Genomic DNA, 25,290 nt, shown 5'->3' with positions numbered 1-25,290 from the left:
ATCCGCCCGAGGCTCGCAACACCTAGGCTGCGCCCCATGCAGCGCACCGACCCAGCCGAACTCCACGTCTGCCGCGGCGGCGATGTCCCCGCCATGGGGTGGCTGTCTGCGGTCGACTTCGAGGCGGCCAAGATCAAGCCCGTCCGCAACCGCTGGGCCCTCAACGGGCGACCCGAGGGCGGGATCGCGGTCTCGCCGCTCGTCAACGACCCACGCGAGGCGCCGGAGACGACGTGGTCGCAGTGGGTCACGGAGGAGACGCCGGGCACCCGCGACCCCGACCGCGACGGTCGCGTCCAAGTCGTCACGCTCGCCGACGACGCGCGTGTGCTGGTCATCGACTCCTACGCCGACCTGCTGGCCACGGCCGCCGCCTTCCCGCCGCCGCCGGGGCTGCTGGAGGCAGACCTCGGGGTGGACGCCACGCAGGACCCGGGCGCCTCCCTGGTGGCTGCCTTCCTCTCGCGGACCGCTGACCAGGGCTTCGACTACGAGGCTATGTCGACACGATTCGATGCGCTCTGGGTCACGCCCGCCGCGCTGGCCGAGACCCGCCACTCCGAGCCCAGCCTCAACACCTGGGACGTGGAGACCGTCCTGCTGCTGGGCCCCAGCGCCGTTGGGTCAGCCACCACCTGACAATCCCCGCGGACCGCGGGAGCAGGCGGACACAGCGGCCGCACACGCTTCGTGCATGACCGAGACGCACGACTCGCCCCGAACCGGATCCCTGGACTGCTCACGCCCCAGCAAGGGCATCGACGTCGACACCCTGCCTCCCGAGGCGCCGTTGACGACGTGGCTCTTCGACACCGCGCGCATCGCTCGCCTCGACTTCGACAGCCCCACCGGCCCGGTGCAGACCCATGAGGCGCCGGTCGGGATGTTCCACAACGCCCACTTCAGCCATCTCGACGCCAGCCTCATGGTCACCACGCCGGTGGAGGGCAAGGCCAAGCAGCGCCCGCTGCTGCACCTGACCCGTGCCCGCCTGGTGCACCTCGACGGACGGCGAGTCAGCCTCGAAGGCATCGAGCACCGCCCCGGCGGGCTCGCCCTGACCACGGTGAGCCTGAGCCGCGAGCGCGCCTGCAACTCCTGAGCACACGCGACGAGAGGACCAGCGATGTGTGAGTGCCTGCGCGATCCCGACCCCGGGACCTGCGTGCTGGCGTGCCCGGGGACCGCCGGTCAGCACTGCGACTGCATCCATGCCCCCACCGGCCCCCACCGGATGTCGCGCCTCGGCGAGGACCGAGTCCTGCGCGAAGCCCAGGTACGCGACGTCCTCGCGCGCGCGCTGATCCCGCACCTCGACGACCCCCGGTCCGCCGCAGCCGACGCGTACGCAGCCCTCACCGATCTCGACCTCGGCACACCGGCGCAACGAGCGCAGGCGCACCGTGCGCTGCACGCGCGTCTCCTGCCCCACTGGCTGAACTCTGGCAGCCTGCAGGCCCAGGTAGAGGCAGCGCTGGAGTCCCACGCCCAGGCCCATCTGGCTGCCCACGATGTGCTCCTTGCCGTGCGCGACCTCGACCGTCTCAACGTCGCCGCCACTCAGCCTGGCCCGACCTGAGCACCCGGCTTGCGCGGGAACGGGAGCACGTCCGGGTCAGCGCCGCACACGATCGCGCCATGCAGCCAGCCCAGACCAGCCCGGCCACTCCCGAGACGATGTCAGACCCGGCGACGCGCATCGAGGTCCTGCGGGTCGTGCCCACCGGCCCGGCGCTGATCGCCGCTCACGCGGCCATGTTCGACGAGGACATCGCAGCCGAGGACCACCAGGCGTTCAGCGCCTGGTTCAGCGCGAGCCGTGACAAGGCCCCCACCCGGCCGATCGACGCGCTGGAGGTACCCCTGCCGCAGGTCATGGACCTCATCACCGAGTGCCCTCGCGACCTCGTCGGACAGGCCTGGGCACACGCCCTGCGCGGCTGCGCACACCTGACCATGGAGGACACTCACCGGCCCTTCGACCAGGCCCGCATCCGCAACGACCACCCCCACGTCGTCGCCTGGGAGAACTACGTCGACTCCCTGCGAGCCGCATCTCCGCTGCTCGCCCCCGTCGCCGACGCACTCGACCAGCAGTGCCCCGTCGGCTGGTTCCGCCTCGGGTCACTCACCGCTCTGCGTGCCCTGATCCGCGACGACGGCCTCGTCGTGGCCCACCTGGAGGCCCCCGAGGACCGCAGCGTTCACGTCACCGACACCGGCTACGGCGACGCGGCACTCTGCGCGTTGGTGACCTGGACCGAGATCGACCTCCTCCGCGGAGCCGCAGCCATGCGCACCGGCCCCGCTGCCCGCCTCAGCACCCGCACCGAGATCACTACGCTGCTGGCCGCCCTCGACTCGACCATCCCCACCATCGGCCCGGACGACCACGGCGTGGCCCGCGGCGTCGAGGCGAGGCGCTGACCCGCAACATCCGGCCCGCCCGCACCCCCTTCCCTCATGCCGTTCCTCTCACGCCCGCACTCGCCCCGGCCCTGACCCATCCCTGACCCGGCCCTGACCGATCAGCCCACGGAGCCACCTCGTGACCACCGACCAGAACGACCTCAGCACCAACCGCCCCGGCCACGCCCCCGGAGCCGACGCACACGCCCCGCAGGGTCAGGCATCGGTCCAGTCCTTCCGTGACTTCGTCGCGGAGTACCGCGAAGCACGCGAGGTCCTCGACATCGCCCGCGAGGGATCGGCGACCTGGCAGCGCGCGACGCTGACCGTCAGCGACCTCGCCCACCGCACCTTCACGCTCACCCTGCCCTGCATGTTGGGTTGCGGCGACACCCTGACCCACGACATCACGATCGCCGACTACGCCGACCTGACCTACCCGCCTCGCGGCATCTGCGGTCACCACTGACCCGACCGCGACCCCGACCCCTGGCGCCGGGGTCCACTACTGCCTCCGTCGCCGCCCACCCGCCCTGGGCACAGGTCAAGCGTGAGCAGCCACCCGACCGACCTTCCAGATGCCTCCACTGACGTCGAGGAGGTCGTCTGGCACGCCGAAGACGATCGCGCTGCTGGGGCGACGTTCGTGCTGGCCCACGCCACGCTCGCTGACGAGAACGGTGAGCCCGCCTGGTGGTCTGCAACCCACGTCGTGCGCCTGCCCTCAGCCATCACCTTCCTGCAGGCACTGACCACCCCCGGCCCCGTCGAGGCCACCATCGTCTACGACGTCGACCCCGTCGAGTCCGGCCTCGACGAGTTCCACGGTCGATACGCGGCTGAGTGGTGTCCGCGGAAGCCAGAGTCGGTGCTGCTGCAAGCCGAAGACCTCCTACGCACCGTGGACGACAGCCTCCACCCCTCCTTCCGGCTGGCGCGCGACCGCCACCGCATCGCTCACGCCCTGCCCCGCCACGTCGTACGCTCCGACACCTTCGACACGACCACCCAGGCCCGGCGGCCCCTCCACGCGCTGCGCCACCCCTGGCCCGCAGGAACCCTGACCCAGGGCGGCAGAGCCCATCGCAGCGCCGTGGCGACACCGGAGCAGGTCGCCGACCCCGACCAGCACACCACCTGGTGGGCCTCCGACGAGCGGCACCACATCCTGCTCGACGCAGGAGCCTTCATCGAGACTTTTCCGCCCTCCACCGACGACAACCCCAGCGGCGGCTACCTGCGAGGCGAAGGCTCGACCTTCGCCGACGCCGAGGACGCCGCGTGGGCCAAGTGGACCGCCAAGACCACCTGTCCCACCCTGCTGGCCGAGGGCTCCCACGCCTGGGAGACCCGCGGCTACAAGAACGGCGCCGGGTTCTGCGCCACCTGCGGCATCTTCGGCTCCGGCGTCTTCGACGTCGCCGAGGTCGGCGACCCCTGCGTGGTCTGCGGGGTCCGGTGCTGGTGGTCCCACGTCGGGACCATCGGCGGCGAGACAGGCACCGAGACAGGCGCCGAGGGTGGCAGCAGTCGTCACCGGCAGACCCGCACCGTGTGTCGCGACCACTGCCCGCCGCACGCCTGGGACGTCCAGGACGCCATCGACGAGCGACGCTCAGCGGTCGAAGCCGCGAGCGCCACAGGCCGCATCAATCTCGACTGGATCACACGGTTCCTGCCAGCAGGGTGCTCCCCGTTCGACGCCGACCCGCGCACCCTCGGCGACGCGGTCTACGACGGCCGCGCATGGCTGGTCGACGAGATGACCGCGGGTCGTCTCGCTGTCGCGCAGCGGGCCGGGACCGGTGACGCCTGGAGAGCGCTCGCCGAGGCGTGATCCACGCCGGGGCGGGGCCTGGGCGGGTGCCGGGTGCGCTGGGGGACTGTGGCCGCACACGTGCTGACCATGAACGCCTGGGCCACCCGAGACACCAGCATGCTCGACCTGGACCTCGACCTGGACGCGCCGCCGATGTCGACGCGTCAGGGAGAGTGTGCGGCCACAGCGCTGCTGCACTGCCTGCGGCGCGCGGTCCTCGACTGCACCGTCGCCCCCGGCGACTTCGCCACCATGCGCGCCGTTCGTCTCGCGCGCGTCGCAGCACGCCACCCCGAGATCACCTGGCCCGCCTCGCGCCGCTGGCTCGCCCAATCCCTGCACCCGACCCTGCTCGACGCCTGCGCCCAGGACCCTGCGTGGCGGTTGCTGGCTCGTGAGACCGGCCAGGCCGCATTCGGTCGCGCCGTACCCGCTCGCGTCCAGACCGAGGAGGCCGTCTGAAGGCCGTGCTGACCTCGCAGCCAATGGACGCAAACGTGTTCAAACACAAGCATCCTGGGTAACATGATGCGCGAAGGCGTCCGACCACCCGGCAGGTCGCCAGCCCAGCGCACAGGAGGCGCGCCATGACCGCAGCAACGCTCCAGCACCGTCCGGCTCAGGCTCGCCGCGGCACCGGCGTCGGCGGCGGCCAGTTCAAGGCCCACGCGCGCGCCGAGACCAACCTCGACCTGATGGGCTCCGCGGCCACCTGCCGACTGTGTCCCTCGTGCCGCGAGGCGCAGGACCCCGACCTGTCCTTCGAGGAGCGCAGCACGCTCAGCGAGACCTGCGCGCGCAGCACCGGTCGAGGCCCCTGTGCCCTCAACCCCCAGGACTGCGGCTGCCCTCCGGGGGCCAGCCACTGACCCGAGCGCCTCACGGCCTCCTTCGCCGCCACGACGAACGCCGATCCACGCTGGCCCCCTCAGGTAGGTCCTGAGCGGGACACGGTCCGGATCCGCACGCCCGTCACGCGGCTCACCGAACGCTCCTCGTCCTGCGGACCGAGGGGCGTTCGCCCTTTCAGGCGCACCAGGCGCCATCCGGGTGGGGGTGGTGGCAGCCGTCGCACGAGCAGCGGCACAGACGGCGCGTGACCACCAGCCGCAGCAGTCAGCCCCACGCCACGACGCCACGCGTCCTGGCCCTGCTCGCCGTGCTGGTCATGGCCCTCGTCGTCATCGGCGTCGGCGCCGCGGCACGCACCAACGCCGACCCCGCAGCCCCGGTCGCCCCGGTCGCTCCGGTCGCTCCGGTCGCCGCCGCGTCGCTGCCGGACGGAGTGCCGACCCCGGCAGACACACCTCCCGCCCCCCAGCCCACAACGGCGCCGAGTGCTCCTGCCGCTGCCCCCGACCCGACGAGGTCGGCGTTCACCGAGACCGGTCTGCTGCCCTCGGCGGCCGGGCTGCCCGACTACGACCCCTCCGGCACCGCGACCGCAACACCACGACCCGACCCGACGATCCCCGTCCCTGACCCCGAAGCCCAGCGCATCGAGGCCCGCACGATCATCTACAACGTCGGGCCGGGCAGGTCCAGCAGCGTCGTCCAGCGCGAACTGCGCGCCATGGGGCGAGAGGGCTACCAGATCATCGGCCTGGTCGAGGCCATCCGGTACGACATCCCGCCGATGCCCGGCTACCGGTTGATGCGCGACAGTTCACGACCGGGCAGGGAGAACCTCGCCGCCTACGTCGACCGCGGTCTCGGCGCCGTGAAGGACATCGTCTGGACCGACCTGCGCGCGACGTGGTCCCGCCCGAAGGGGTCGGGTCGTCACCCGGCTCGATCAGTGCTCCAGTTCGAGGTGGCCGGGGCCCGCATCGTGGTGGCCCACCAGCCGCCCCGCTACACCGACAACGTCGTGGCCGCCCAGCAGGAGGGCATCGATGCCCTGACGCGCATCATGGACCCGTTCGTCGGACCGACGGCTGTGCTGTGGGACGCGAACCGACGCGGCAGCGAAGCGGGCCCGGGCCCGGGCATGCTGGCACAGCGACTGGGCGGCGAGGTGGTCGGCGACGGAATCGACGGCGCCGTCATCCGATCCATGAAGGCCGCTCGCATCGAGTACCGCCGCTCGATCAACGGCGTGCGCCTGGGTACCGACCACGTCCGCGGAGCCGCAACGACCACCCTGGCGTGGCGATCTCCTGCCGCGTGAGCCGGGCGGGTCACTGATCAGGCAGGCCAGTGCGCACGAAGATCTTGCGCCACCCCTCGGGGATCAACTTCGTGGCCTCGGCAACACCCTCCTCGTAGGAGGCTGCCTCGACCGTGACCTCGTCGGAGGCCAGTTCGTAACCGCCGCGGTGGTCGGGAGGAACCTCCTGGATGCCGAGCGTGATCGTGAGCATGGCCCGAGCCTAGAGCGGGCCGCCGACCACGCCGGGAGCGGGCGCCGAGGCCGCCGCACACCGGCCCACCATGAGCAGCCGAGCCCCCACCGAGGCCTCCCGTGAGGCTGCTCGGACCCGGACCGGACGCTTCGGGGTCCAGCCACGCCCCGAGAGCGCTGTCGTGCTCACCGACCCCGCTGCCAGCAATGTCCCATCGGGGGATCAAGAGGACCGCGAGGACCAAGCCGCGCTGGACGCCGAGGAGGCGCTGGGCTACCTGCGCTCGTTGCTCCACGAACGCGCCGCCACAGCGATCTCGACGTCGACTCCCGTCGTGGAAGGCGCTCAGATGCCGCCGCTCACCTTCAGCCACCCCCAACCCGTCGACGTGGCCAAGGTTCAGCCCATGAGGGCCGAGCGCTCGCCCAAGCCGCTCGATGGCCTCTGGCTCACCGTGGGCTCCAGCAGCGACCCCGCCCCCACGCCGTGGGAGGCGTTCCTGGCCGCTGAGGACATGCGTGGCGGTGGGCGCGACAACGTCCGCAGCACGGTCGTCCTGCACGCGCAGGCGCGCGTAGCCCGTCTCGACTCTGCCGCCGATGCGCGCGCACTGGCGGCTGAATGTCCCAACGACCCCGACTTCGCTTGCGACGGATGGGGCTCAGCGCGCGTCATCGACTGGGACAAGGTTGCCTGCGCCTACGACGCGGTGTGGGTGACCGCCTCCGGCATCGCCGACTGCCGTCGCGACGACTTCGAGATCGGGGACTGGGCGTTCGAGTCGGTCGTCGTCACCCACGCCGGGGCCATCGAGCGCACCGAGCACGACCAGGGGTCACCCATGCGCACCACCAACCGGGCCGGTGGCTACACCCAGGGCACCCGGCTGATCGAGGGCTTCGACGACCCCGACCTCCGCTTCGACCTCTACGCCGACGACACGGCCCTCGCCTGACGGCGAACCCGGCAGGACCCGGGTGCACCGACGCATCCGGCCCGGACACGATCCGTGCATGCCCACCACCACCAGCCCTGCTGCCAGCCCCGCCACGAGCCCCGCCACGAGGACAAGGCCCACTCCCACGCGCAAGCACGCCCAGGGCATGCTTGCGGGCATCCAGGCCCAGCGCGCCGCCGAGGGTCACCCCGCAGAGCCGGTCAGCCTCCTGGACCTCGACTCCGCAAGCGACCGGCGCATCATCTCCAGCCTCTACGCGATGATGGCCCGTCCGGCCGCCGAGCAGATGGCACAGCGCTCGCGCTGAAGCGGCGCATCTCCTCCCCGCACACCCAGCAGGCATGACCAACCCCGCCGCTGAGTCCGCCCGCGAGAACGCCCGCCGCCCCGACGGAAGGTTCGGCACCTTCAGCCTCGCCGAGGCCATCGACGTCGACCTCGACCTCGACGAGGACCTCGACGAGGACATGGAGCCCGACGAGTACGCCGACGCCTACGACATCCCTGACGGCGACCTGGTCGGCGAGGCCTTTCAAGTGCCCGGGTCGTCGTCGATCTGGGAGGTCCGCGCCACCGAGACCGACCACGACCGCTACCCCCTCGATCACGACCTGTACCGCGACGGCGTCAACGTCGGCGAGATCTACTGTGCGGTCGGTGCCCCCGATGACGAGGTCCTGGCCGAGGCTCGTCACAGGGCCGTCGAGATGCTCGGTGACGCAGCCCGCCCGGCCACCACGACCGAGGCCTTCGCTCGCATCACCAACCCCGAATGGCGCGAAGCCTGCGAGCAATACGCCACGCGCTACGCCGCAGGCCCCGACGTCGTCGGGTTCGAGCCTGACTGGGACCGCGCCGAGCAGGTGTCCGCGCGCCACCTGCAGGTCGGGCAGCGGCTGCACCCGACCCAGCGCGCGCTGCCCGAGTACCAGCAGGCCGTCCACGGCTCGGTCATCACCCGGATCGACTCCAGTCGCGCGGGAGTCGTCGCGATCTACTGCGACGGCACGAACGAGCGCCCCTCCGCGCTGCTCAACCACGGCGACCCCGTCACCGTCCACGCCGACCGTGTCGACCTCTCCGATCCCGACTGGTTCGAGGCCGAGGCAGCGAGGGTCCTGTCCGAGCGCATCACCGCCCACGCCTACACCGGAGGGGGAGTGCTCGGTGACGACACGATCGAGCAGATGAACCGCCACGTGCGCTACGGGCTCTACCGCTCCTTCTCGACCACCGACATCTCCCCGCTGCACCCCGACGGCCCCCGCTACGACAAGCGCATCGCCAACGGACGCGCCAAGGTCGGCGACGACGTCATGACCGACTCACCCATGTACGGCTCCACGTCCTACCGGGTGTTGGGCAAGAAGCCCGCCCGCGTCATCCTCGGCGCCGACGACGACGGGGTCCAGTGGGGCGAGAACGGCGAGGTCGAGTACATCCTGGAGCAGACCACCACCGGTCACCAGACCACCTCAAACCTGCGCGGCCACACGTGGAAGCGCGTGCCCGCGCCCGGCGACACCGGCCCCGGCGCCCAGGCCCAGCGCCTCGACCGCTGAGCCCGTCACTGGGCCGGTCGCGGGCCGGGGCCGACCCGGCCACGAAGCGCTGACGTCGGGAACCGCACACCTAGAGGACATGAGCGCTCCTGGTCGGTTCGACGAGTCCCAGCACCCGCGTGCAGGCGACGGCACCTTCGCCACGCAGCACCGACCCGAGGCGCCCCTCGACCTCAGCGGCCCCCAACCGTCGGGCACCGACCCGCGGGTGCTGGCAGCCATCGCTGAAGCCAAGGCCACCGGCTCGCCCGTGCTCATCGACAACGCGGCCACCACCGGTGACTACGACCCCGACGCCGAGGGCGTCGGCGTCGGCGTAGGAGGCGACTGCTCGCTGGGCGCCGAGCCCTCCAACCGGCTGACCTGGGCAATCCCCGATGACGAGCGTCCCTTCGTCTCCATCACCCAGACCGCCTTCATCGTCGGCCGCCGCGACAGCGACCTGTACGACCTGGACTACAGCGACTGGCAGGAAGCGACCAAGGCCTTCGAGGAGTGGTGCGCCAAGCCCGAGCACGAGCGGCGCGCCATCGAGGAACTCGACGAGGGTGACTCCATCCCGCTGCCGGTGCGCTACGCGGTAGAGGACCTCACCGAGGTGGTCACCCACACCGACATCGCCGACCCCGGAGGCACCGAGGTCGACTACACCCATGAACGAGGCTCCGGCTCGGGCCTGACCTACGACAGCCTCGCCGCAGCCGAAGCCGTCGCCCGGGGGCGGATGCGGTCGATGAACCCCGCGCACTTCAACCCGGGGTACGCCACCAGCCTGCAGAGGTGAGTCGCGCTGCCGACGGGCCCGAGCGCTGCGCCTGGCGCCCGCACACCCCTCAGGCATGAGCCACCCGATGTCGCCTGCCCAGGCCGCCCAGCAGACCAACCGGACCGGCGACGGCAAGTACGCCACCGTGCCCCGCATCGAGGGCAGTGTCGACCTCGGCCTGGACCCCGGCCCGGACGCGGTCGAGCAGGCCGTCGCCCGCATCGTGGAGAACCCCGTCCGGCGGGCCGCGGTCGACGCCATCAACGACAGCGACCTGACCGGCCTGGCTGCCTACGACCTCAGCACCGAGACCGTCACCTACCTCAGTGAGACCGGGGCCCGGTTCACCGTGCACCCCTCCGCCGACGGCGAGACCGTCTCGGTGTGGGCAGTCGACACCTCTGCCCACGCCGAGACCCTGAGCGCCTACCTCGGCTCGCAGCCGCAGGACGAGGCTGCGCGCGCTGCCCGCGCTGCTGCACGGATCGTGAACGCCGTGCGCGCCACCGAACGAGCCGACGCCGACATCAAGGACTTCAGCCACGCCGTCGTCACCGTCTGGCGCTCAGCCGCGGTGGTCAACCCCACCGGCAAGTCGCGGGTCACCCTGGACCCCTCTGAGGGCACGTTCACCATCGAGGGAGCCGAGCGCTCCATGAGAGGGGAACAGCAGAAGGTCATCCTCTCCGGCCTCGACAGCGCCGACGAGGACCACGACGGCAGCCCCTCCCTCAGCGTCGTCCTCCTCGACCACGACATTGACGACCGCCCCGGCGAACCGCAGCGCTTCCGTCTCGTGCGCGAGCCTTCCCGCGTGCCCGGCATCCACTCGGACCTCTACTACCGCGAGGACACCGGCAAGCGCCTGGAGTCGTGGGAAGCGCGCGGCCTGGAGGCCGAGATCGACCAGCGCGCCGGGCTGCAGGACGCCAGCGGCCACCTCCCGCGTGTCCTCATGGAGCACACCGCCCTCCGCCGGGCGCAGCGGGCGCAGCGGACCGCGGGCAGCGAAGACTGAAGCCACCCGAGAGCAGCCGCGTGCGGCTCGCGGCTGGCCCTGCGGGATCGGGAGCGCCTGCAGGCCGCCCCGCACACCTGATGTGCATGGCAACCCAGATGAGCGCAGCCCAGTCCGCCCAGCAGCAGAACCGTCACGGCGACGGCACCTACGCCACCAAGACACGTGGCGAGGCCGACCTCAACGGCATCAACCTCACCGGGGCGCCCATCGACCCGTGGGCCGACCCGGCCGCCGACCTGGAAGCGGACCTGGGAGCGGAGATCGCCGCGGAGATCGCCGTCCACGCCGCCACCGAGGCGCGCCTCGACGAGGAGTTCGCCGAGCAGCAGCGCCGCGACGCCGAGGAGCGCCAGTGGGGCCAGACCGGGGTGGGCACCGACTCGCGCACCCCTTGGGGCAACGCTGACGTCGCCACCCAGGTCGCTGCGGGCATCACCGTGGTGCACACGCCGGGCCACGGCGGCATCAAGGTCAGCCGCGAGCGCAACCTGGCCATCCCGACCGCCCTGCGCAACGCCTCGGGCTGGTACGAGGAGGACTGCGAGTCCAACATCGTCGGGATGTATCACCCCGAGGCCTTCCCGCACTACAAGAACGGCGAGCACGACGCGATCCGCGAAGCGTGCGCGGCCAGCGTCAAGAACTGGTACCCCGACGCCTACACCAAGGCCACCGGCATCGAGGTCGGCATCGAGGAGTCCATGACCCTGCGCGACCGCGCCAAGCAGTCCGACAAGGACGCCTTCCGCGCCGCGCACGCCGAGGAGTTCGTGACCCTCGGCAACGGCGACACCCACGCCCCCTGGATCCCGCCGGGCTACGCCGCCTGCCGCGCCCGCATGGACGCCACCGGTGAGGAGCGCACCTTCCTCATGTCCCGCGACGAGGTCATCCACGGCGGCTCCTACGGCAAGCACGCCCTGGTCGACCCCCAGCGCCACATCGACGTCACCGACGTCGTCAACACCCAGCCTGACCGTCCCTGGGAGTGGGCGCAGGCCGAGAACCCGCCGCAGCGCGGCGACGACCTGTGCATCGACACCAACGGACTCACCGTCTCCCAGGGCGCCCGCGCCCGCGCCGAACTGGGCCGTCAGTGGCGCTTCACCAACGACGACGGCACCCAGACCGTCGAGACGCTCGGTGAGCACATGAAGCGTGTCGGTGTCGTCGGCAAGAGCCCCCAGGTCGACGGTGACAAGGTCGTCTACCGCGTCCACTACGAAGGCTCCAGGAACACCCCGGTCTCCAAGGCCACCTACGACGCGCTCACCAGCGTCGTCGACACCTCCGACGAGACCCAGCGGGCCTACATCGCCAAGGAGCGCGCCCGGGTGCGCTACGAGAAGGCGAAGGCAGCCACCTTCGGGGGCCGCGACACCGCGGGCATCGCCAAGCGCGACCAGGCAGCCGCCGACTACGAGGCCGCCGTGGCCGTCCACCGAGACATGTCGTCCGCCAAGGACCAGCGCGCCCGGGCCTGGCAGGCCGAGCGAGACCAGATGCGTCAGGACGCCATGGCCAAGATCCTCACCAGCCGCGGCATCGTCCTGGAGTGAGCCGGGCGGCAGTGAGCATCCAGGCGACGGGCACGGGACCCTGACCGCCGGGAGCGGTGCGCCGAGGGTGCCGCACACCTGAACATCATGAGTCGAGCCCTGAAGTTGTTCATCGCCCTGCCCGTGCTGACCCTCGTGTGGGGCTACGCCAACTCGATCGGGGCCACCCAGACCCTCAGCCAGTTGACGGGCCTGCCCAACATGGCCACCTGGACGATCCCGGGCATCGAACGGGTCATGGAGGCGCGCGGCGCGGTCGACGAGGTCCGCAACGAGGCTCAGCGCAAGGCTCGACAGGCCGCGGTCCGCGCTGCCCGAGCGGAGGTCGAGCGGCGATACGGCCCCGAGGCCGCCGCCCTCGTGCCGCGTGACCTGACCCTGGCCGAGGCTCGCCACTTCGACTTCACCGCCTTCGAGCGACTCATGACCCGCGAGGGTCTTCACGTCCCGGCCCGCCCCGACGAGCAGGGCGACGGAGCCAGCGGCCAGAAGGGCACCCCCATCCCCTTCATGACCACCGAGGCTTACACCAAGGCCCGAGCCGCCCTCTCCGACCTCGACGTCAAGGGCAAGGCCGCCATGACCGGCTACAGCCGCGACGAGTACGGCTCGGAATGGTCGGACGCGGCGGGGGACTTCGCCTGGACCGGCAACGGCTGCGACACCCGCAACGACGTCCTGGCCCGCGACCTCGTCGCGATCGTCTTCGAGGACGGCTCGGACTGCGAGGTCGCCTCGGGGGTGGTGCGCTACGAGCGCTACACCGGCACCGCCGACTACGTCTTCGACGCCAACGACGACGAGTACGCCACCGACCTCGACATCGAGCACGTCGTCGCCCTGGGCAACGTGTGGGTCACTGGCGGGCAGTACTGGAGCGAGTCCAAGCGCGCCGCCGTCGCCAACGACCCCATGAACCTGTTCGCCGCCGACCCCAGCAGCAACCGTCAGAAGGGCGACGCCGACGCCGCGACCTGGCTGCCGTCGAACAAGTCCTTCCGCTGCGCCTACATCTCCCAGCAGATCGCGGTGAAGGCCAAGTACGACCTGTGGGTGACCGGCCCGGAGAAGGACGCCATGGGTCGCGTACTGGCCTCGTGCCCGTCGTGAGGGCGCCCGCCGAGCCGGGTCGTGGCCGTCGCCGACCCGGGCTGAGCGGCACAGGGACCCCGTGACCACCCGCACCGAGGCCTCCGTCGGCGACTTCGACGACTTCGGCGACACAGCCTCGTCATGGGGCGACTACGACGGGCCACCCGAGCAGTTCGACTTCGACGACTACGCGCCCGCAGCCGCTGTGCCCCTGGTCATCGCGACTCCCTCGCACCCGCATCCCGCCAGCGGCTTCGAGGCAGGGGACGGCGACGCCCTCGACAGCGCCGCCGCCGCGGCGCCCGTGGACTCGGGCGTGGACTCGGGCGTGGACTCGGGCGTGGACTCGGGCGTGGTGCAGGAGGCGGCCAAGGCGGCCAAGGCGGTCTCTCGTGGCGCCGCCGCTCGGATCAAGGAGGTGCGGTTCCGTGACGTCGAGGGCCAGCCCCTGGCGCGAGCCGTCGGTCTGGCCCTGGGGATCATGAAGCACCTGCGCTGCGCGTCCTGGGCCGAGATCGACCAGCGGTGCACAGAGTCCATCGAGCGCGAGGCCAACGACCTGGAGTGGTTCCGCAAGGCCCTTGCCGGGATCGTGCTCAGCGAAGAGCAGGAAGCACTGCTGGACCGCTACGAGGCCTTCCTCCCGTTCTTGCGCCTCACCCCGACCGTCACGATCGCGATCTGCCCCTCCTGCTTCCACGTCGTCGACGCTCCGGTCACCGAACCGGGCACCGCTGAACACGCGACTGCGGAGGCGCCCGAGCAGCAGGGGGTGGCCCCCGCCCCGGTCGCCCCGGACGGGGACGACGAGACGCTGCCGCGGGCCATCAGCCCGGCGCAGGCCCACGGATGGTCAGTCGTGGCGGGCACCGTCCCGACCAAGTGCCGTCTCACGCCCGGGTGCACCGCGAAGCCGGTCAAGGTGGCCGCCACCGCCAAGGTCTCCTAGGCCCCGGCGGTGGCCAGACCGAGCCCGTGATCCTCAGCGCTGGCTCGACGCTGGCGCAACGTGTGCGGCACGCGCCTCTGGCTGCACCCGCCGAAAGTAAAACTTGCCCGGGGCCGAGCGGCAGCCGAGATCCCCGCACACCCACCTGGCATGAGCCGCCAGACCATCTCCTCCTCAGCCGCCACCGCGCGCGAGAACGCGCGTCACGCCACCGGTGAGTTCGGTGTCCAGCCGCGAGCCGAGGCCGACGGTGTCGCGCTGCTCGACTACGACTGGTCGGACGTCGACGCGAACGCCCGGATGTTCGAGGTGGCCCAGAAGGCCGCTCGACGAGTCGTTCGGTCCACCGGCTCCGCCGACCGCGGTTACTCCGCAGACGACGTGGCCCAGGACGCCTTGGTCGCCGTCCTGGAGCGGCGTGCCCGCGGCGGACGTGTCGACAACGTCCACGCCTACATCAACACCTCCGCATCCAACCTGGCTGCTCGCGCAGGGCGTGCTTCGGTGCGGGCCGAGGACTTCGCGGCCTACCGGGCGCTGGCGGGCCGCATCGCCGAGAAGCAGTCGCAGGGCCAGGAACCGACCACGGAGGAGATCCGGGAGATGGCGCACGACATCCGCGAGAACTGGCACGACGCGCGTCACCGGCCCAGCCCGGAGTTCGTGCAGAACGTCCGCGGTTGGGAGGTCGCCGACAGCGACCGCGTCCTGGACGACCACTCCTATTTCGACCGGGCCTCCCTCGGGGGTGTCTCCCACAACGACGTCGCCCCCGGCTCCTGGCTCGACCGGGCGCTCGACGGCGTGGAGGGCGAGGAGCGCAACCTGCGTGAGGCACGCAAGATGCTGTGGAACGCGGTGGCCGAGCGACAGGGGGCCCCGCTCATCGAGACCCCCCACCTGGGCCACCGCAACGTCACCGCGGCCCGCCGGTCGATCACCCCCGACACCGACGTCCAGGCCCTCGTCGCGCGCTGGGAGGACGAGACCCTCGACGTCGAGACCGAGAACGCCCTGTTCGCACCGTGGCCCGGTGAGGACATCCGCGACCGCGCCGCGGTGGCCAACCTGCTCTCGGCCAACCCCGACTACTCCTACGGCATGTGGGACTCGGCGCTGCGCGCGGCCACCAAGCCCCGCTGAGCCCCAGTCACCCACCGAGACCAGACCCGAAGCCCATCACCGGCGCAGGGTGAACCACCACGACAACACGAGACGGGCCCGCACCTAGCAGGCCCGTCTCGTCACGTCCGGCCGCACCTGGCCCATCTCTCGCACGTCACCGCGTCACCGACCACCGCGTGTTGTGCGCATGGTCCACACCAGAAGCCCCGGAGCCAACAACCGGCCCGGTACACGAAGGAGCGAGCACCCCATGAACACCACCCTGATGACCGCCATGGTCAACGGCGCGTCGACCACGACCGCCACCGGCGGTGGCCCCATCACCGCGATGGCCGGAAAGGGGCCGGTCCAGTTGGAGTCGGCCTTCAGCGACTTCTGGGACACCCTGGTCGGGGCCACCGGGTTCGGCGCCATCGAGAAGTTGATGAGCATCGTCGGTGTCTGCCTGGTCGTCCTGGCCGTGCTGAAGTGGGCGTGGGACCGGCGCCGTGGCGGCGGCATGGGGCAGTCCGGTGCCGTGTGGGGCGCGCTGCTGGTCGGCGCCATCCTCTCCGCGCCCGCGGTCCTGTTCCCCGTCTTCCTCTTCATCCTCGACACCGTCGCCAACGGGGTCATCTCCATCTGGAACGACGCGAAGAACGAGGCCTGAGCCTCCTCGCCTACTAGGCCGCTCCCCGCGCCCCGACGCTCCTCGTGGCGGCCGGGGAGCGGCCTAGGGCACAGGCTCACCACTGAGACGCCACCCCGGCTTCTCGCGACGCGCCCTGGCGCACCAGCGCCGAGAGGACACCCCGTCATGAACCCGCTCTACGTGCTCACCGAGATGACCGGCAGGGAAGCCGCTGAGCAGCGCACCGTGGTCATCGGCAGCGTGGAGTTGAACTGGCGGCTCTGGCTTGTCCTGCTCGGCTCCTTCGTCGCGGCGCTCCCGCTGACCTTCCTCGCCTTCGCCTTCGTCGGCCAACTCGGCCTCGTCACACTGCCTGTGGTCCTCGGCCTGGGGGCACTGCTGTTCTACCGCCGCTCCACTCAGGGTCTGCAGTTGCGGACCTACCGAGCGCTGCTCGACACCCGCAAGGCCCGCGCTGCTGACCAGTTCTACCTCTGCGGTCTGCCCATCGACACCAGCGACTCGCAGGTCAAGCGACTCATGACCACAGCAGCGGCCTACACCACGCCGAGCGACGTCCCGCGATCACAGCCGCTCGGCAACGCACCCACGAAACGGCGCGCCCCGAAGCGAGCCGCCCACCTGCCCGAGATCAACACCGAGCGTCCCACGCATGCAGCCGTTGGTGCGACCACCGACGACCTGTCCGAGGACCTCGCGGCAGCCCTCTTCGCCCCGTCCGGCGCCCCCGACCGAGAGATCCGATGATGCCCAACATGAGCCTGGTGCGCCGGGGGATGCTGACCCTCGTCGTCTTCGTCGCCATCGTCTTCGGCCTGGGCATGAACTCCTTCGCGGCCGCCAGCCCGCAGTCCGGGCTCAGCGGCCCCACCACCGGCACCGGCGCCGACCCCGGCACCTCGGCCTCGCAGCGGCCCGTCGCCATCAACGCCGCCGCGGTCGCTCCCGGTGGTACCGGGCGCGGCATCTGTGGCGGGGGTCCGGCCAACGGCGGTACGGCAGCAGACCTGCTTCCGGTCATGCGCTGGGGCGACGCGATGACCTTCCACACTCGACTGGGAACCCTCGCCATCACCGACTCGATCATGCGCGAAGGCATCCTGTCGCTCGGCATGTCGGCGGGTAACACCTTCTGGTCGCTGTCGACCGGCGTCGTGCAGTACGCCGTCGCCTTCTGCCCCCTGGAGCAGGCCGGTGGCCTCGCCGACGAGACGTTCGCGAAACTCGGCACCGCGGTACTGAAGTCGACCCTGCTGACCGCGCTGATGGTCTTCGCGCTCTTCGTCTACATGATCGCCCTGATCCGATCCTCGTCCTCCGGCGGCAGCATCGGCTCGATGATGGGCGGCCAGGGCTCCATCGTGGGCAAGTTGTTCACCAAGGGCCTGATCATCGGGCTGCTGGTGATCATGGTCAACGGAGCCAACCAGTCCACCGGCGGTGGCGCGGATGAGTCTGGCGCCATGTACCGACCCGGCACCGGGTCGCCGGGATGGTTCGTCAAGAGCGTCGACAGCGTCGTGACCGAGATGACCGGCTCCATGGTCGAGAAGTTCTCCAACGTGACCGCCCCCGAGGCGACCGAGAGCGCCGGGGGCGCCCCCAACTACTCCACCGAGAGCCCCTACTCGTGCGAGCGCTACATGAACTCGCTGCGGCGCGCCTACCGCGACAACTTCCGGATCTCCGCCGACCGCAACTACCAGGCCGCCAGCGCGATGCCCCTGGCCCTGAACCGGTTCTGGGAGCAGTCCGGGCTGGAGGCATGGAAGAACGCCCAGTTCGGCACCAACAACAACTACGGCGACATCATGTTCTGCCGCGTGCTGGAGGAGAACGCCGACATCCCCGTGGGCACCAACGACGACGTCCCTCAGGACGCCACCATCGCCGGGATCATGCGAGGCACCGGCGTCGACTCCATCGACACCGACGCCTGGGCCTGGGACCTTCCCAGCGACTCCACCTACAAGGACCGCACCTACGTGGCCTGGGCCGCCTGCTCCCACGAGTCCGGCGCCTCCAACACCGGCTGGTCGATCCCGCGAGACCGCATGGGCCTGTGGCCCGACAACAACGGCGCCGAGTCGACCACCGACGAGTGCCGGGGCGCCTTCGACAGCGAGACCGCCGAGGACCGCGACAACCTCAACGCCTTCGACTGGGAGGACGGCGGCAACAAGGTCGACGAGGGCGGCAACGGCGAGGACGACGAGCGCGACATGAGCGCCGCCGACACCGACTTCCTGAAGAACCTCCACGGCACCGAGGACAGCAAGGGCATCGTCATCGTCGGGGTCTACATCCTCAGCGCCTTCCTGCTCATGGTCGTCTTCGGCCTGTTCGCGCTGGCCATCATCTTCGCCAAGATCCTGGCCCTGGTGATGATCGTCGGGGTGCTCGTCGCACTCCTGGCGGCGCTGCTGCCCAACGCCGACTTCAGCCGAGTCGCGCAGTACGCCAAGCAGTACGTCGGTATCTCGTTCTTCGCCTACGGCGCGAGCATCCTGCTGGCGCTGCTGACCCTCTTCACCTCCATCCTGGTCGAGGTCGGCAACAAGACGCTGCCCACCGGACTCGGTGGGGTCATGCCGGTGATGTGGACCGGCGTCGCCCCCGCGGTCGCTGCGTACGCCATCCACTACATGTTCAAGAAGGCCAACGTCCCCTCACCCATGAACCCCGCTGCGGCTGGTGCGTGGGGCAAGGCGGCCGCCGGAGGTGCGGTCGGCGGAGCGATCGGGGCAGGCACCACCAACCTCATCGCTCAGCGCATGGGCGGTCGGGTCAAGTCGGCCGCCAAGAGCAGCGGACAGTCGGCCATGGCGGGTCTGAAGTCGAAGAAGAGCCTCGACGGCACCCGCACCGAGAGCAACGGCCAGGCCAAGATGACCCCCGGCACCTCCACCGAGACCAAGCCCGGCACCGGCACCGGTGGTGACGGCGAGACCCCGGCGACCGCCCTGGAGCGGCGCGCTGCGGAGCGCGAGCGCAAGGCCACCGAGGCGGGCGCCCGCAAGGAGTGGGCGGCCAGCGAGGAAGGCCAGGCAGCCATCGCCGCCCAGCGAGCGAAGGCCAAGGAGGCGGGCTCGTTGAAGACCCGGGCAGGCAACGCGGTCGCGGGGGCGGCAGAGAAGGTCAAGAGCGACCCGCTGGGGGCCATGTCCAGCGCCGGGAAGCACGCACTGAACACCGGCGCCAAGGTCGGGGCCGTCGGGGCTCTCACCGTCGCCACCGGCGGCGTGGGCGGAGTCGGGGTGGCCACCCTCGCGGTGCTGCGCAGCCAGGCCCGCAAGGGAAGCCTGGTGCGGACCCGCCTCTCGGCAGACCAGGCCGCCGAGACCGAGGCCTACGCCAAGCACAAGATCGAGGAGAAGCGCGCCCAGGACGAGGCCAGGGCCAAGGCTGCTCGCGAGGCCAGGCCGGGCGCCGCTCGCCCCTCCCAGCCCAGCACCGCCCCGACCGGCCAGGCCGGAGCCAAGGCCCCCGACGCCGGGCCCGCGCAGCCGCAGCGCTCGGTGACCGAACGCGTCTAGTCATGCGCCTGGTCAGGGTGACGACACGAGCGAGGAGAGGAACGACCGCACACCATGACCGTGAGAAGATCCCGCCCGGAACGCATCGGCGCCGCACCGCAGCGGTCGGCGACCGTGACGCTCCAGCGCAGCCATCGTCGCGATCTCGGAGGACCCATGACCGATCAGCCCGTCTGGGCCACAGAGCCGCGGCACGTCGCACGACGCGAAGCCGCCCGCCAGAGCAACGGTGAGTTCGGGGTCCAGCCCCGCAGCGAGGCCAGCGTCGACCTCTTCGGGTCCGCCCACCCTGTCGCCGGGGCAGCCTCGACGCTGCCTCAGGGCTCCTACCTCTTCCCTCCGATCTTCCGCGACGTGGAGCAGATCGTGGCGTTCGCTGAGCAGGTCGAGGTGCCCGACGACGTGCTCTCGCGCATCCGTGAGGCCTACGTGGAGACCTTCGACGAGGCCATCGAGACGGTCCACGAGATCTGGGACCGCGTGCCTCGTGAGCGCTGGGAGGCGGTCTACCCCGCTCCGGCCGACCCGTCCGGCCCGGCTCGCGCCGCGTGGGAGCAGCAGCGCGCGGAGGCTCGCCGGGCCTTCATCTCTCACATGCAGGACCGGCTACGGCAGCGCCCCACGGTCATGCACCGCCTCGACACCCGGGCGGTGGCCAAGGCGACCTTCATCGTGCGCGCGGCCCACTACCTCTCCGGCGACCCGGCCCTGAGCGGCTCCGAGAGCGCGCGCACGATGCTCGTGGCCCAGGAGCACCTCGTGGAGACCGAAGAGGGCGTGCGCTCCTGCTGGGACGTCTACGTCGAGAACGGGGTCCGCTGCTACGGCCACGAGGTGACCAACCCGGACAACTACAGCGAGCGGGCGCGCGCGGAGCGACAGGCCGCGTTGATCCGCGGTGACCTGGCTGATCTCCACGACCGGCTCGACCAGCGCATCAAGGCGGCCCAGGACGACGTCAACGACACGGTGATCCAGACGGGTCAGGTCGTCATCGCTTCAGGGTGATGCGCCACGCATCCGTCCGGCTGTCGCCGCGAGGGCTACTCGCCCTCGCCGCCTTCGTCCTCGGGCAGGTTGAAGGCCTGGACCCGCCACTGGTCGCGTTCGGGGATCACTGAGACGGTGTAGGTCTGCTCGAAGACAGTGTCGGGCGAGCCGTCACGACGCACCGTGGAGGTCGCCGCCAGGTCGAACAGCACCAGGCGGGAGGAGATGACGTCGAGGCGGACTCGCTCGACGTCGGCACCCACCGTCAGGCGATCACGGCGGGCCGCATCGGCTGCTGAACCGCTCGGGGTCAGCACGGTCAGGTCGACGGTGTGCACGCGCGCCAGGAACGGCGTGACCGCCTCCACGCGGCGGCTGGCAGCCGGGCTGGCGTAGTCGACGTCGAGGTAGGCGTCGGCGAAGTTCACGGCTGTCTGGGCTGCTGCCTCGACCTCGACCTCAGAGAACGGCATCGTCAGGTCGAAACGCGGGTCGCTGGCGGTCGCCCGGATCGGGCTGCGGTCGGAGGAACCGGAGCCCGTCGCGGCGCTGGTCTCGTCGGGGCCGCCGTCCTGCTCCTGGTCGGAGGTCTCCGGGTCCGACACGCCTCCCAGCGGCGCCGACCCGGTCGCTGCCGGAGCGGCAGGCTGGTCCTGAGGTTCCGGGGACGAGCAGGCAGCGGTCCCGAGAGCCACCGCGGCGAGCGTCGACGCGCACGCCAGGCGAGCACGGCGCGGACGGGGGAGAGAGGTCATCAGAGACTCCGTGGGCAGAAGGTCGACGGGGGTTCTGTGCCGCAGACGGAGGTGCGGCGGCGCACGTCGGCAGCCAGAGCGGTGGCCTGGGGCTCGGCGGGTTCGGGGATCACTCGACGACCGCGAACTGCCAGTGCCAGGGCTCCTCGCGCCCGCCGCCGCGCACCGCCCAAGACGGGAAGAGCCAGCCGTACTCGCCTGCATTGGCCTGCATCCAGTCGTTGGCCGGGGTCCCGAAGATGTTGATCCCCCCGTTGCCGTTGCAGTTGCCCGACAGGTCCACTGCCAGTCCCCACCCGTGGTTCGAGGTTCCCGGGGTCGCGGCCAGGCCGGGCTTCTGGGCGTAGAGGGCGACCTGCTCCTCGTAGGAGCGGTACCCGCCGACGGGGCCGATGTCGCAGCCGAACTCGGCCTTGTACTCGGTGTTCAGCGCCTCCAGCGCCGCCGCGGCGTCGGGCCGCAGCAGGGCGGGGGAGAACGACAACTGCTGCAGCGCAGAGGCCGGAATCTTGCCGTTGGAGAACCCGCCCCAGGCGCCATCGGGACCGGTCTCGAAGTTCTGGTCGCCGGAGGTGGGCACGCAGTCCTCGCCCGCGGTTGCCTGGGGCACACCGGCGTTGGCCAGGAAGGTCTCGGGGTCGACGAAGTTCGGGTCGCCGTTGGCGAGCGGGGGCCCCACGGTGATCTCCAGGTGCAGGTGAGGCCCGGTGGAGTTGCCCTCGGAGCCGACCTCGCCGATCAACTGCCCCGAGTCGACGGTGTCGCCCTGGGAGACCAGGGCGGTCTGCATGTGGGCGTAGCGGGAGACGATCTGCTTTCCGTCGACGGTGCCGTGGGTGATCTCCATGTAGTTGCTGCCGTAGGACCCGCCGTCGCCGAGCCTGGTGACGGTGCCCGCGTTGACCGCGAAGACCTGCGTCCCAGCGGGGGCGGCGTAGTCCAGGCCGGAGTGGCCGACCGCGAACGAGGTCCAGTAGGACGACTTCTCGCCGAAGCGCGCCGTGAGCGTGTAGGTGCCGGGCTGCAGGGGCTGGGTCCAGCCGCCGTTGGCCGAGTCGGAGTCGTCACCAGAGTCGTCACCGGCTCCCTGCTGCCCCCCGGCGGCCGCATCGGCCGTGGGCGCGGGGGCGTTCGCGCTGGCGGGCTGTGCGGAGGCGCCACTGGTCGGCGCCGCGGGCGCGGCCTTGTACTCCTCGGCCTTCTCCAGCACGGCAGCCACGTAGGCGTCGGAGTGGTTGTAGGCACGGATGGCGCCGCTGATGTCCTTCGCGGCGCCGCTGGCGTTGAGGTACTGGGCGGCGGCGAGGGCGGTGTCCCAGATGTTGTGGGGGTCGCTCTCGCCGTCGAGGTTCCCGTCGGCGCTCATCGTGGCCCACGTCGACGGGATGAACTGCATCGGGCCGACGGCCCGGTCGTAGGAGGTGTCGCCGTCCAGGGCACCGTTGTCGGTGTCGCGGATGACGGCCGTGTTGTTGGATCCGTCGAGGCGGATGCCGATGATCTTCGGCACGACGTTGCCCTCGGTGTCCGGCGCGGACCCCGCGTAGGTTCCGTGCTGGGTCTCCACGAACCCGATCCCGGCCAGGTAGTACCACGCGACGCCGGTCTTCTCGGCCGCCGAGACGTAGGCGTCGAGCGCGACCTGGGGGATGCCTGCGACGGAGGACGGGGCCGATGCGGCGCTCGCGCCGGTGTCGCACTCGTCGCGCCCACCGAGGTGCCACGTCAGGGCGATGTCGTAGACGACCGGGGCGAGCGTCTCGGCCTCTGCGAAGGGCAGGCTGGACAAGGCGTCGGTGAAGTGCTCCTTGGCATCCTCGGCCTCCTCCTTATCGGCGTCACTGGTGCCCAGTTCGATGTCGTAGGCCGCGATGTCCTCACGGTCTGCGGTCGAGACGGTTCCTGCGTCGAGGGTCACGTCGCTGGCGTCGCGCCCGGTCATCTCGTTGCTCAACGCCCGCGCCACCCAGGTCATCGAGGTGACCGGGTTGGTCATCCCCTCGAAGTCGATGGGCGTGGTCCCGGTGCTGTCGACGTAGTCCTGCGTGGGGTCGAAGGCCAGACCCATGGCGCCCACGGGCTCGTCACCCTCGATGGCCTTGGACCGGGCGGCCGTGGTGAACGACTGCGCGGGTCCGGTGGGGTCGACGTCGAGGTGGAACGGGACGGCGGCGAGGATCTCCCAGGGCACGTTGTAGACCGCGGCGATGTTCATGGCCATGGCGGTCTGATCCTGGGTCAGCCCGTCCTCGGTGGCCGCGGCGACGCCGACGGCGGCACTGGACTGCTGGTTGCCTGCGAAGCCCCCGCCGATGGCCGCCACGACGATGACGAGGACCAGTGTGATCGCGGCCGCGACACCGAGCGGCCCGGTGAGCAGCCCGAGCGCGAGCAGGACCCGACCGCGCTTGGACCCAGCCATGCCGACGACGCCACCGATGGCGGCACCTACAGCGGTACCAGCGGGGCCCCCGACCTTGGTGCCGATGCTGGCGCCCTGCTTGGCGGCCTCCGCGGTGCGCGCGACGTCGTCCTTGACGGTGGCCTTGCCGTCTTCACCCGATCCCCGCGCGCCGCCGAGGCGGAACGCTCCGCTGAAGGGCGAGGCGTCCTTGGTCTGCTGCCGCGCGCCCTGGGGTGTCGCCTCCTGCGCGTGAGCCGCTCGGGCCCGAGCCGCCGCGCTCGCGGCCCCGAAGGCAGGCTTGCCCGCGCTGCCCGTGCCGGGCGCATCAGACCCAGCAGCAGACCCAGCAGCAGACCCTTGGCCGGATCCTGCGCTGGCCGCGGCGGCGCCGGTTGCGAGGGCCTTGTCGAAGGCGTTGGCGAAGCGGCCCGGCTGCGATGCGTCTCGGCGGCCGCCCGGGTTGCGGGGCTTGTCGGTGGTGAAGGCGTGAGCGAACCCCTTCGACGACGACCCGCCGGTCTCGGTCTCAGCCGGGGCCTCGAAGCGCCCCGAGAAGGGCGTCCGTGGCTGGTTCGCCGGGGCGCCCTGGTTGGGGCGCGCGGGGGACGGTTCGCCGGAGGCGGGGTCGGCGTTCGGCATCGAGGTGGTCCTGTCGTTGGGCACGGTGCTCGCCAGGGACCATGCGCACCGGAGCGTCGGGACCGCACCGTGCCGGGGCGGGGTGGGGCGGTGGGCGCGGCCGAGAGGGGGTCAGGCGCGGACGCGGTCCCCGGGGCGCAGGCTGGCATCGGGCGGGAAGTAGCGGCGGCGGCGCATCTCCAGCCGGGCGGTCTGCCAGAAGGTAGGGATCCGGGCGCCCTTGGAGGAGTTGCACGAGGTGCAGGCCCACACCTGGTTGTCCATCGTGGTGGCCCCGCCCAGGGACCACGGGTACCAGTGGTCACCGGCCGCACCGAGGCGGCGGCAGCGAGTGAAGAAGATGGTCTCCATCTCGCATCGCCCGCCTGCTCGCGAGGAGGCGATGCTTCGCTGCTGGTTGGTGAACAGTCGCTGAGGGTCGGTGTGGATGCGGCGCGGGAGCAGCGTGGACAGCGAGGACAGGGCCATCGGCAGGCACACGACGGCCACAGCGGTGATCGCGTAGAGCGGGTAGGTCAGGACGAAGTCGACCACCCACCACACTCCCTCGAAGCAGGCGCGCAACGCGGGGTGTGCCTCCGCAGGGAGGTCGGGGGCGCTCCGGGGCGGCTCGGTCACGGTGGAGACGGCGAGGCCGATGAGGGCCAGCACGAACGCGAACAGCGATCCTCGGATCAGTCGCATGGGGCCTCCTGGTCTGCTGGGCGCCCTTGCGGGCGTGGTGTGTGTG

General features: G+C 71.2%; 26 protein-coding genes. 22 read left to right on the top strand and 4 right to left on the bottom strand.

The window, feature by feature from the left end:
* The first annotated feature begins 36 nt into the window (after window positions 1–36).
* The 9 genes from ASF47_RS17945 to ASF47_RS21235 all read left to right on the top strand — a co-directional run bounded on the left by ASF47_RS17945 (window position 37) and on the right by ASF47_RS21235 (window position 6,398).
* On the top strand, window positions 37–639 hold the full coding sequence (locus ASF47_RS17945) for a hypothetical protein (RefSeq protein ID WP_156698004.1): 603 nt from the start codon (window positions 37–39) through the stop codon (window positions 637–639).
* Window positions 640–694: 55 nt separating this feature from the next.
* The gene (locus tag ASF47_RS17940) at window positions 695–1,102 is read left to right on the top strand and encodes a hypothetical protein (protein ID WP_056865408.1); all 408 of its coding nucleotides are present in this window, start codon (window positions 695–697) and stop codon (window positions 1,100–1,102) included.
* Window positions 1,103–1,126: 24 nt separating this feature from the next.
* The gene (locus ASF47_RS17935) at window positions 1,127–1,579 is read left to right on the top strand and encodes a hypothetical protein (RefSeq protein ID WP_056865407.1); all 453 of its coding nucleotides are present in this window, start codon (window positions 1,127–1,129) and stop codon (window positions 1,577–1,579) included.
* 59 nt (window positions 1,580–1,638) lie between these two features.
* On the top strand, window positions 1,639–2,427 hold the full coding sequence (locus ASF47_RS17930; RefSeq protein WP_056865406.1) for a hypothetical protein: 789 nt from the start codon (window positions 1,639–1,641) through the stop codon (window positions 2,425–2,427).
* Between the two features lie 121 nt (window positions 2,428–2,548).
* Complete coding sequence (locus ASF47_RS17925) at window positions 2,549–2,878, top strand: hypothetical protein (protein ID WP_056865405.1); 330 nt, start codon at window positions 2,549–2,551, stop codon at window positions 2,876–2,878.
* Between the two features lie 81 nt (window positions 2,879–2,959).
* Entirely contained in the window at window positions 2,960–4,246 is a 1,287-nt protein-coding gene (locus ASF47_RS17920; protein ID WP_156698003.1) for a hypothetical protein, read from the top strand.
* Window positions 4,247–4,315: 69 nt separating this feature from the next.
* Complete coding sequence (locus ASF47_RS17915) at window positions 4,316–4,690, top strand: hypothetical protein (RefSeq protein WP_056865403.1); 375 nt, start codon at window positions 4,316–4,318, stop codon at window positions 4,688–4,690.
* Between the two features lie 125 nt (window positions 4,691–4,815).
* Window positions 4,816–5,097, top strand: coding sequence for a hypothetical protein (locus ASF47_RS17910; RefSeq protein WP_056865402.1), 282 nt, complete (start codon window positions 4,816–4,818; stop codon window positions 5,095–5,097).
* A gap of 227 nt (window positions 5,098–5,324) precedes the next feature.
* The gene (locus tag ASF47_RS21235) at window positions 5,325–6,398 is read left to right on the top strand and encodes a hypothetical protein (protein ID WP_056865401.1); all 1,074 of its coding nucleotides are present in this window, start codon (window positions 5,325–5,327) and stop codon (window positions 6,396–6,398) included.
* A 10-nt stretch (window positions 6,399–6,408) separates the two neighbouring features.
* Here the strand turns inward: ASF47_RS21235 and ASF47_RS17900 are convergent, their stop codons facing one another.
* Entirely contained in the window at window positions 6,409–6,591 is a 183-nt protein-coding gene (locus ASF47_RS17900; protein WP_056865400.1) for a hypothetical protein, read from the bottom strand.
* A gap of 70 nt (window positions 6,592–6,661) precedes the next feature.
* Between ASF47_RS17900 and ASF47_RS17895 the strand changes: the two genes are divergently transcribed.
* From ASF47_RS17895 to ASF47_RS17835, 13 genes are all read left to right on the top strand, one after another.
* Window positions 6,662–7,528, top strand: a complete 867-nt coding sequence (locus ASF47_RS17895; RefSeq protein WP_156698002.1) for a hypothetical protein — start codon at window positions 6,662–6,664, stop codon at window positions 7,526–7,528.
* Between the two features lie 58 nt (window positions 7,529–7,586).
* Window positions 7,587–7,838, top strand: coding sequence for a hypothetical protein (locus ASF47_RS17890; RefSeq protein ID WP_056865398.1), 252 nt, complete (start codon window positions 7,587–7,589; stop codon window positions 7,836–7,838).
* A 34-nt stretch (window positions 7,839–7,872) separates the two neighbouring features.
* The gene (locus ASF47_RS17885; protein WP_056865397.1) at window positions 7,873–9,093 is read left to right on the top strand and encodes a hypothetical protein; all 1,221 of its coding nucleotides are present in this window, start codon (window positions 7,873–7,875) and stop codon (window positions 9,091–9,093) included.
* Between the two features lie 79 nt (window positions 9,094–9,172).
* Entirely contained in the window at window positions 9,173–9,877 is a 705-nt protein-coding gene (locus ASF47_RS17880) for a hypothetical protein (protein WP_056865396.1), read from the top strand.
* A gap of 55 nt (window positions 9,878–9,932) precedes the next feature.
* Window positions 9,933–10,877: a hypothetical protein gene (locus ASF47_RS17875; protein WP_156698001.1), complete on the top strand. Its 945-nt coding sequence runs from the start codon at window positions 9,933–9,935 to the stop codon at window positions 10,875–10,877.
* A 98-nt stretch (window positions 10,878–10,975) separates the two neighbouring features.
* Window positions 10,976–12,439 carry a DUF7007 domain-containing protein gene (locus tag ASF47_RS17870; RefSeq protein ID WP_056865394.1) on the top strand — a complete coding sequence of 488 codons (1,464 nt, stop codon included), beginning with the start codon at window positions 10,976–10,978 and terminating at the stop codon, window positions 12,437–12,439.
* An 87-nt stretch (window positions 12,440–12,526) separates the two neighbouring features.
* Window positions 12,527–13,549 (top strand): HNH endonuclease family protein, encoded by a 1,023-nt coding sequence (locus tag ASF47_RS17865; RefSeq protein WP_156698000.1) that lies wholly within the window; start codon window positions 12,527–12,529, stop codon window positions 13,547–13,549.
* A 61-nt stretch (window positions 13,550–13,610) separates the two neighbouring features.
* A complete protein-coding gene (locus ASF47_RS17860) occupies window positions 13,611–14,480 on the top strand; it encodes a hypothetical protein (RefSeq protein WP_056865393.1) in 870 nt (289 codons plus the stop codon).
* A 150-nt stretch (window positions 14,481–14,630) separates the two neighbouring features.
* A complete protein-coding gene (locus tag ASF47_RS17855; RefSeq protein ID WP_056865392.1) occupies window positions 14,631–15,623 on the top strand; it encodes a sigma factor in 993 nt (330 codons plus the stop codon).
* Between the two features lie 232 nt (window positions 15,624–15,855).
* Window positions 15,856–16,254: a hypothetical protein gene (locus ASF47_RS17850; RefSeq protein ID WP_056865391.1), complete on the top strand. Its 399-nt coding sequence runs from the start codon at window positions 15,856–15,858 to the stop codon at window positions 16,252–16,254.
* A 147-nt stretch (window positions 16,255–16,401) separates the two neighbouring features.
* Complete coding sequence (locus ASF47_RS17845; protein ID WP_056865390.1) at window positions 16,402–16,983, top strand: hypothetical protein; 582 nt, start codon at window positions 16,402–16,404, stop codon at window positions 16,981–16,983.
* 8 nt (window positions 16,984–16,991) lie between these two features.
* Entirely contained in the window at window positions 16,992–19,772 is a 2,781-nt protein-coding gene (locus tag ASF47_RS17840) for a hypothetical protein (RefSeq protein WP_056865389.1), read from the top strand.
* 156 nt (window positions 19,773–19,928) lie between these two features.
* Complete coding sequence (locus ASF47_RS17835; RefSeq protein ID WP_056865388.1) at window positions 19,929–20,780, top strand: hypothetical protein; 852 nt, start codon at window positions 19,929–19,931, stop codon at window positions 20,778–20,780.
* A 35-nt stretch (window positions 20,781–20,815) separates the two neighbouring features.
* Here the strand turns inward: ASF47_RS17835 and ASF47_RS17830 are convergent, their stop codons facing one another.
* The 3 genes from ASF47_RS17830 to ASF47_RS17820 form a co-directional block, all read right to left on the bottom strand.
* Window positions 20,816–21,367: a hypothetical protein gene (locus tag ASF47_RS17830; RefSeq protein ID WP_056865387.1), complete on the bottom strand. Its 552-nt coding sequence runs from the start codon at window positions 21,365–21,367 to the stop codon at window positions 20,816–20,818.
* A 259-nt stretch (window positions 21,368–21,626) separates the two neighbouring features.
* On the bottom strand, window positions 21,627–24,560 hold the full coding sequence (locus ASF47_RS17825; protein WP_056865386.1) for a peptidoglycan DD-metalloendopeptidase family protein: 2,934 nt from the start codon (window positions 24,558–24,560) through the stop codon (window positions 21,627–21,629).
* Window positions 24,561–24,671: 111 nt separating this feature from the next.
* Window positions 24,672–25,244, bottom strand: a complete 573-nt coding sequence (locus ASF47_RS17820) for an HNH endonuclease (protein WP_056865385.1) — start codon at window positions 25,242–25,244, stop codon at window positions 24,672–24,674.
* Between the last annotated feature and the right edge of the window lie 46 nt (window positions 25,245–25,290).

It is taken from the genome of Nocardioides sp. Leaf285, assembly GCF_001422955.1.
In the GTDB taxonomy this organism is placed as follows: Bacteria; Actinomycetota; Actinomycetes; order Propionibacteriales; family Nocardioidaceae; genus Nocardioides; species Nocardioides kribbensis.
This window is presented reverse-complemented; position numbering and strand designations above follow the sequence as displayed.

Bases quoted from the DNA above. Each gene is read 5' to 3' on its own strand.
- ASF47_RS17945 (WP_156698004.1), top strand. From the start codon at position 37: ATGCAGCGCACCGACCCAGCCGAACTCCACGTCTGCCGCGGCGGCGAT.
- ASF47_RS17940 (WP_056865408.1), top strand. From the start codon at position 695: ATGACCGAGACGCACGACTCGCCCCGAACCGGATCCCTGGACTGCTCA.
- ASF47_RS17935 (WP_056865407.1), top strand. From the start codon at position 1,127: ATGTGTGAGTGCCTGCGCGATCCCGACCCCGGGACCTGCGTGCTGGCG.
- ASF47_RS17930 (WP_056865406.1), top strand. From the start codon at position 1,639: ATGCAGCCAGCCCAGACCAGCCCGGCCACTCCCGAGACGATGTCAGAC.
- ASF47_RS17915 (WP_056865403.1), top strand. From the start codon at position 4,316: ATGAACGCCTGGGCCACCCGAGACACCAGCATGCTCGACCTGGACCTC.
- ASF47_RS17910 (WP_056865402.1), top strand. From the start codon at position 4,816: ATGACCGCAGCAACGCTCCAGCACCGTCCGGCTCAGGCTCGCCGCGGC.
- ASF47_RS17900 (WP_056865400.1), bottom strand. From the start codon at position 6,591: ATGCTCACGATCACGCTCGGCATCCAGGAGGTTCCTCCCGACCACCGC.
- ASF47_RS17895 (WP_156698002.1), top strand. From the start codon at position 6,662: ATGAGCAGCCGAGCCCCCACCGAGGCCTCCCGTGAGGCTGCTCGGACC.
- ASF47_RS17890 (WP_056865398.1), top strand. From the start codon at position 7,587: ATGCCCACCACCACCAGCCCTGCTGCCAGCCCCGCCACGAGCCCCGCC.
- ASF47_RS17885 (WP_056865397.1), top strand. From the start codon at position 7,873: ATGACCAACCCCGCCGCTGAGTCCGCCCGCGAGAACGCCCGCCGCCCC.
- ASF47_RS17880 (WP_056865396.1), top strand. From the start codon at position 9,173: ATGAGCGCTCCTGGTCGGTTCGACGAGTCCCAGCACCCGCGTGCAGGC.
- ASF47_RS17875 (WP_156698001.1), top strand. From the start codon at position 9,933: ATGAGCCACCCGATGTCGCCTGCCCAGGCCGCCCAGCAGACCAACCGG.
- ASF47_RS17870 (WP_056865394.1), top strand. From the start codon at position 10,976: ATGAGCGCAGCCCAGTCCGCCCAGCAGCAGAACCGTCACGGCGACGGC.
- ASF47_RS17865 (WP_156698000.1), top strand. From the start codon at position 12,527: ATGAGTCGAGCCCTGAAGTTGTTCATCGCCCTGCCCGTGCTGACCCTC.
- ASF47_RS17855 (WP_056865392.1), top strand. From the start codon at position 14,631: ATGAGCCGCCAGACCATCTCCTCCTCAGCCGCCACCGCGCGCGAGAAC.
- ASF47_RS17850 (WP_056865391.1), top strand. From the start codon at position 15,856: ATGAACACCACCCTGATGACCGCCATGGTCAACGGCGCGTCGACCACG.
- ASF47_RS17845 (WP_056865390.1), top strand. From the start codon at position 16,402: ATGAACCCGCTCTACGTGCTCACCGAGATGACCGGCAGGGAAGCCGCT.
- ASF47_RS17840 (WP_056865389.1), top strand. From the start codon at position 16,992: ATGAGCCTGGTGCGCCGGGGGATGCTGACCCTCGTCGTCTTCGTCGCC.
- ASF47_RS17835 (WP_056865388.1), top strand. From the start codon at position 19,929: ATGACCGATCAGCCCGTCTGGGCCACAGAGCCGCGGCACGTCGCACGA.
- ASF47_RS17825 (WP_056865386.1), bottom strand. From the start codon at position 24,560: ATGCCGAACGCCGACCCCGCCTCCGGCGAACCGTCCCCCGCGCGCCCC.
- ASF47_RS17820 (WP_056865385.1), bottom strand. From the start codon at position 25,244: ATGCGACTGATCCGAGGATCGCTGTTCGCGTTCGTGCTGGCCCTCATC.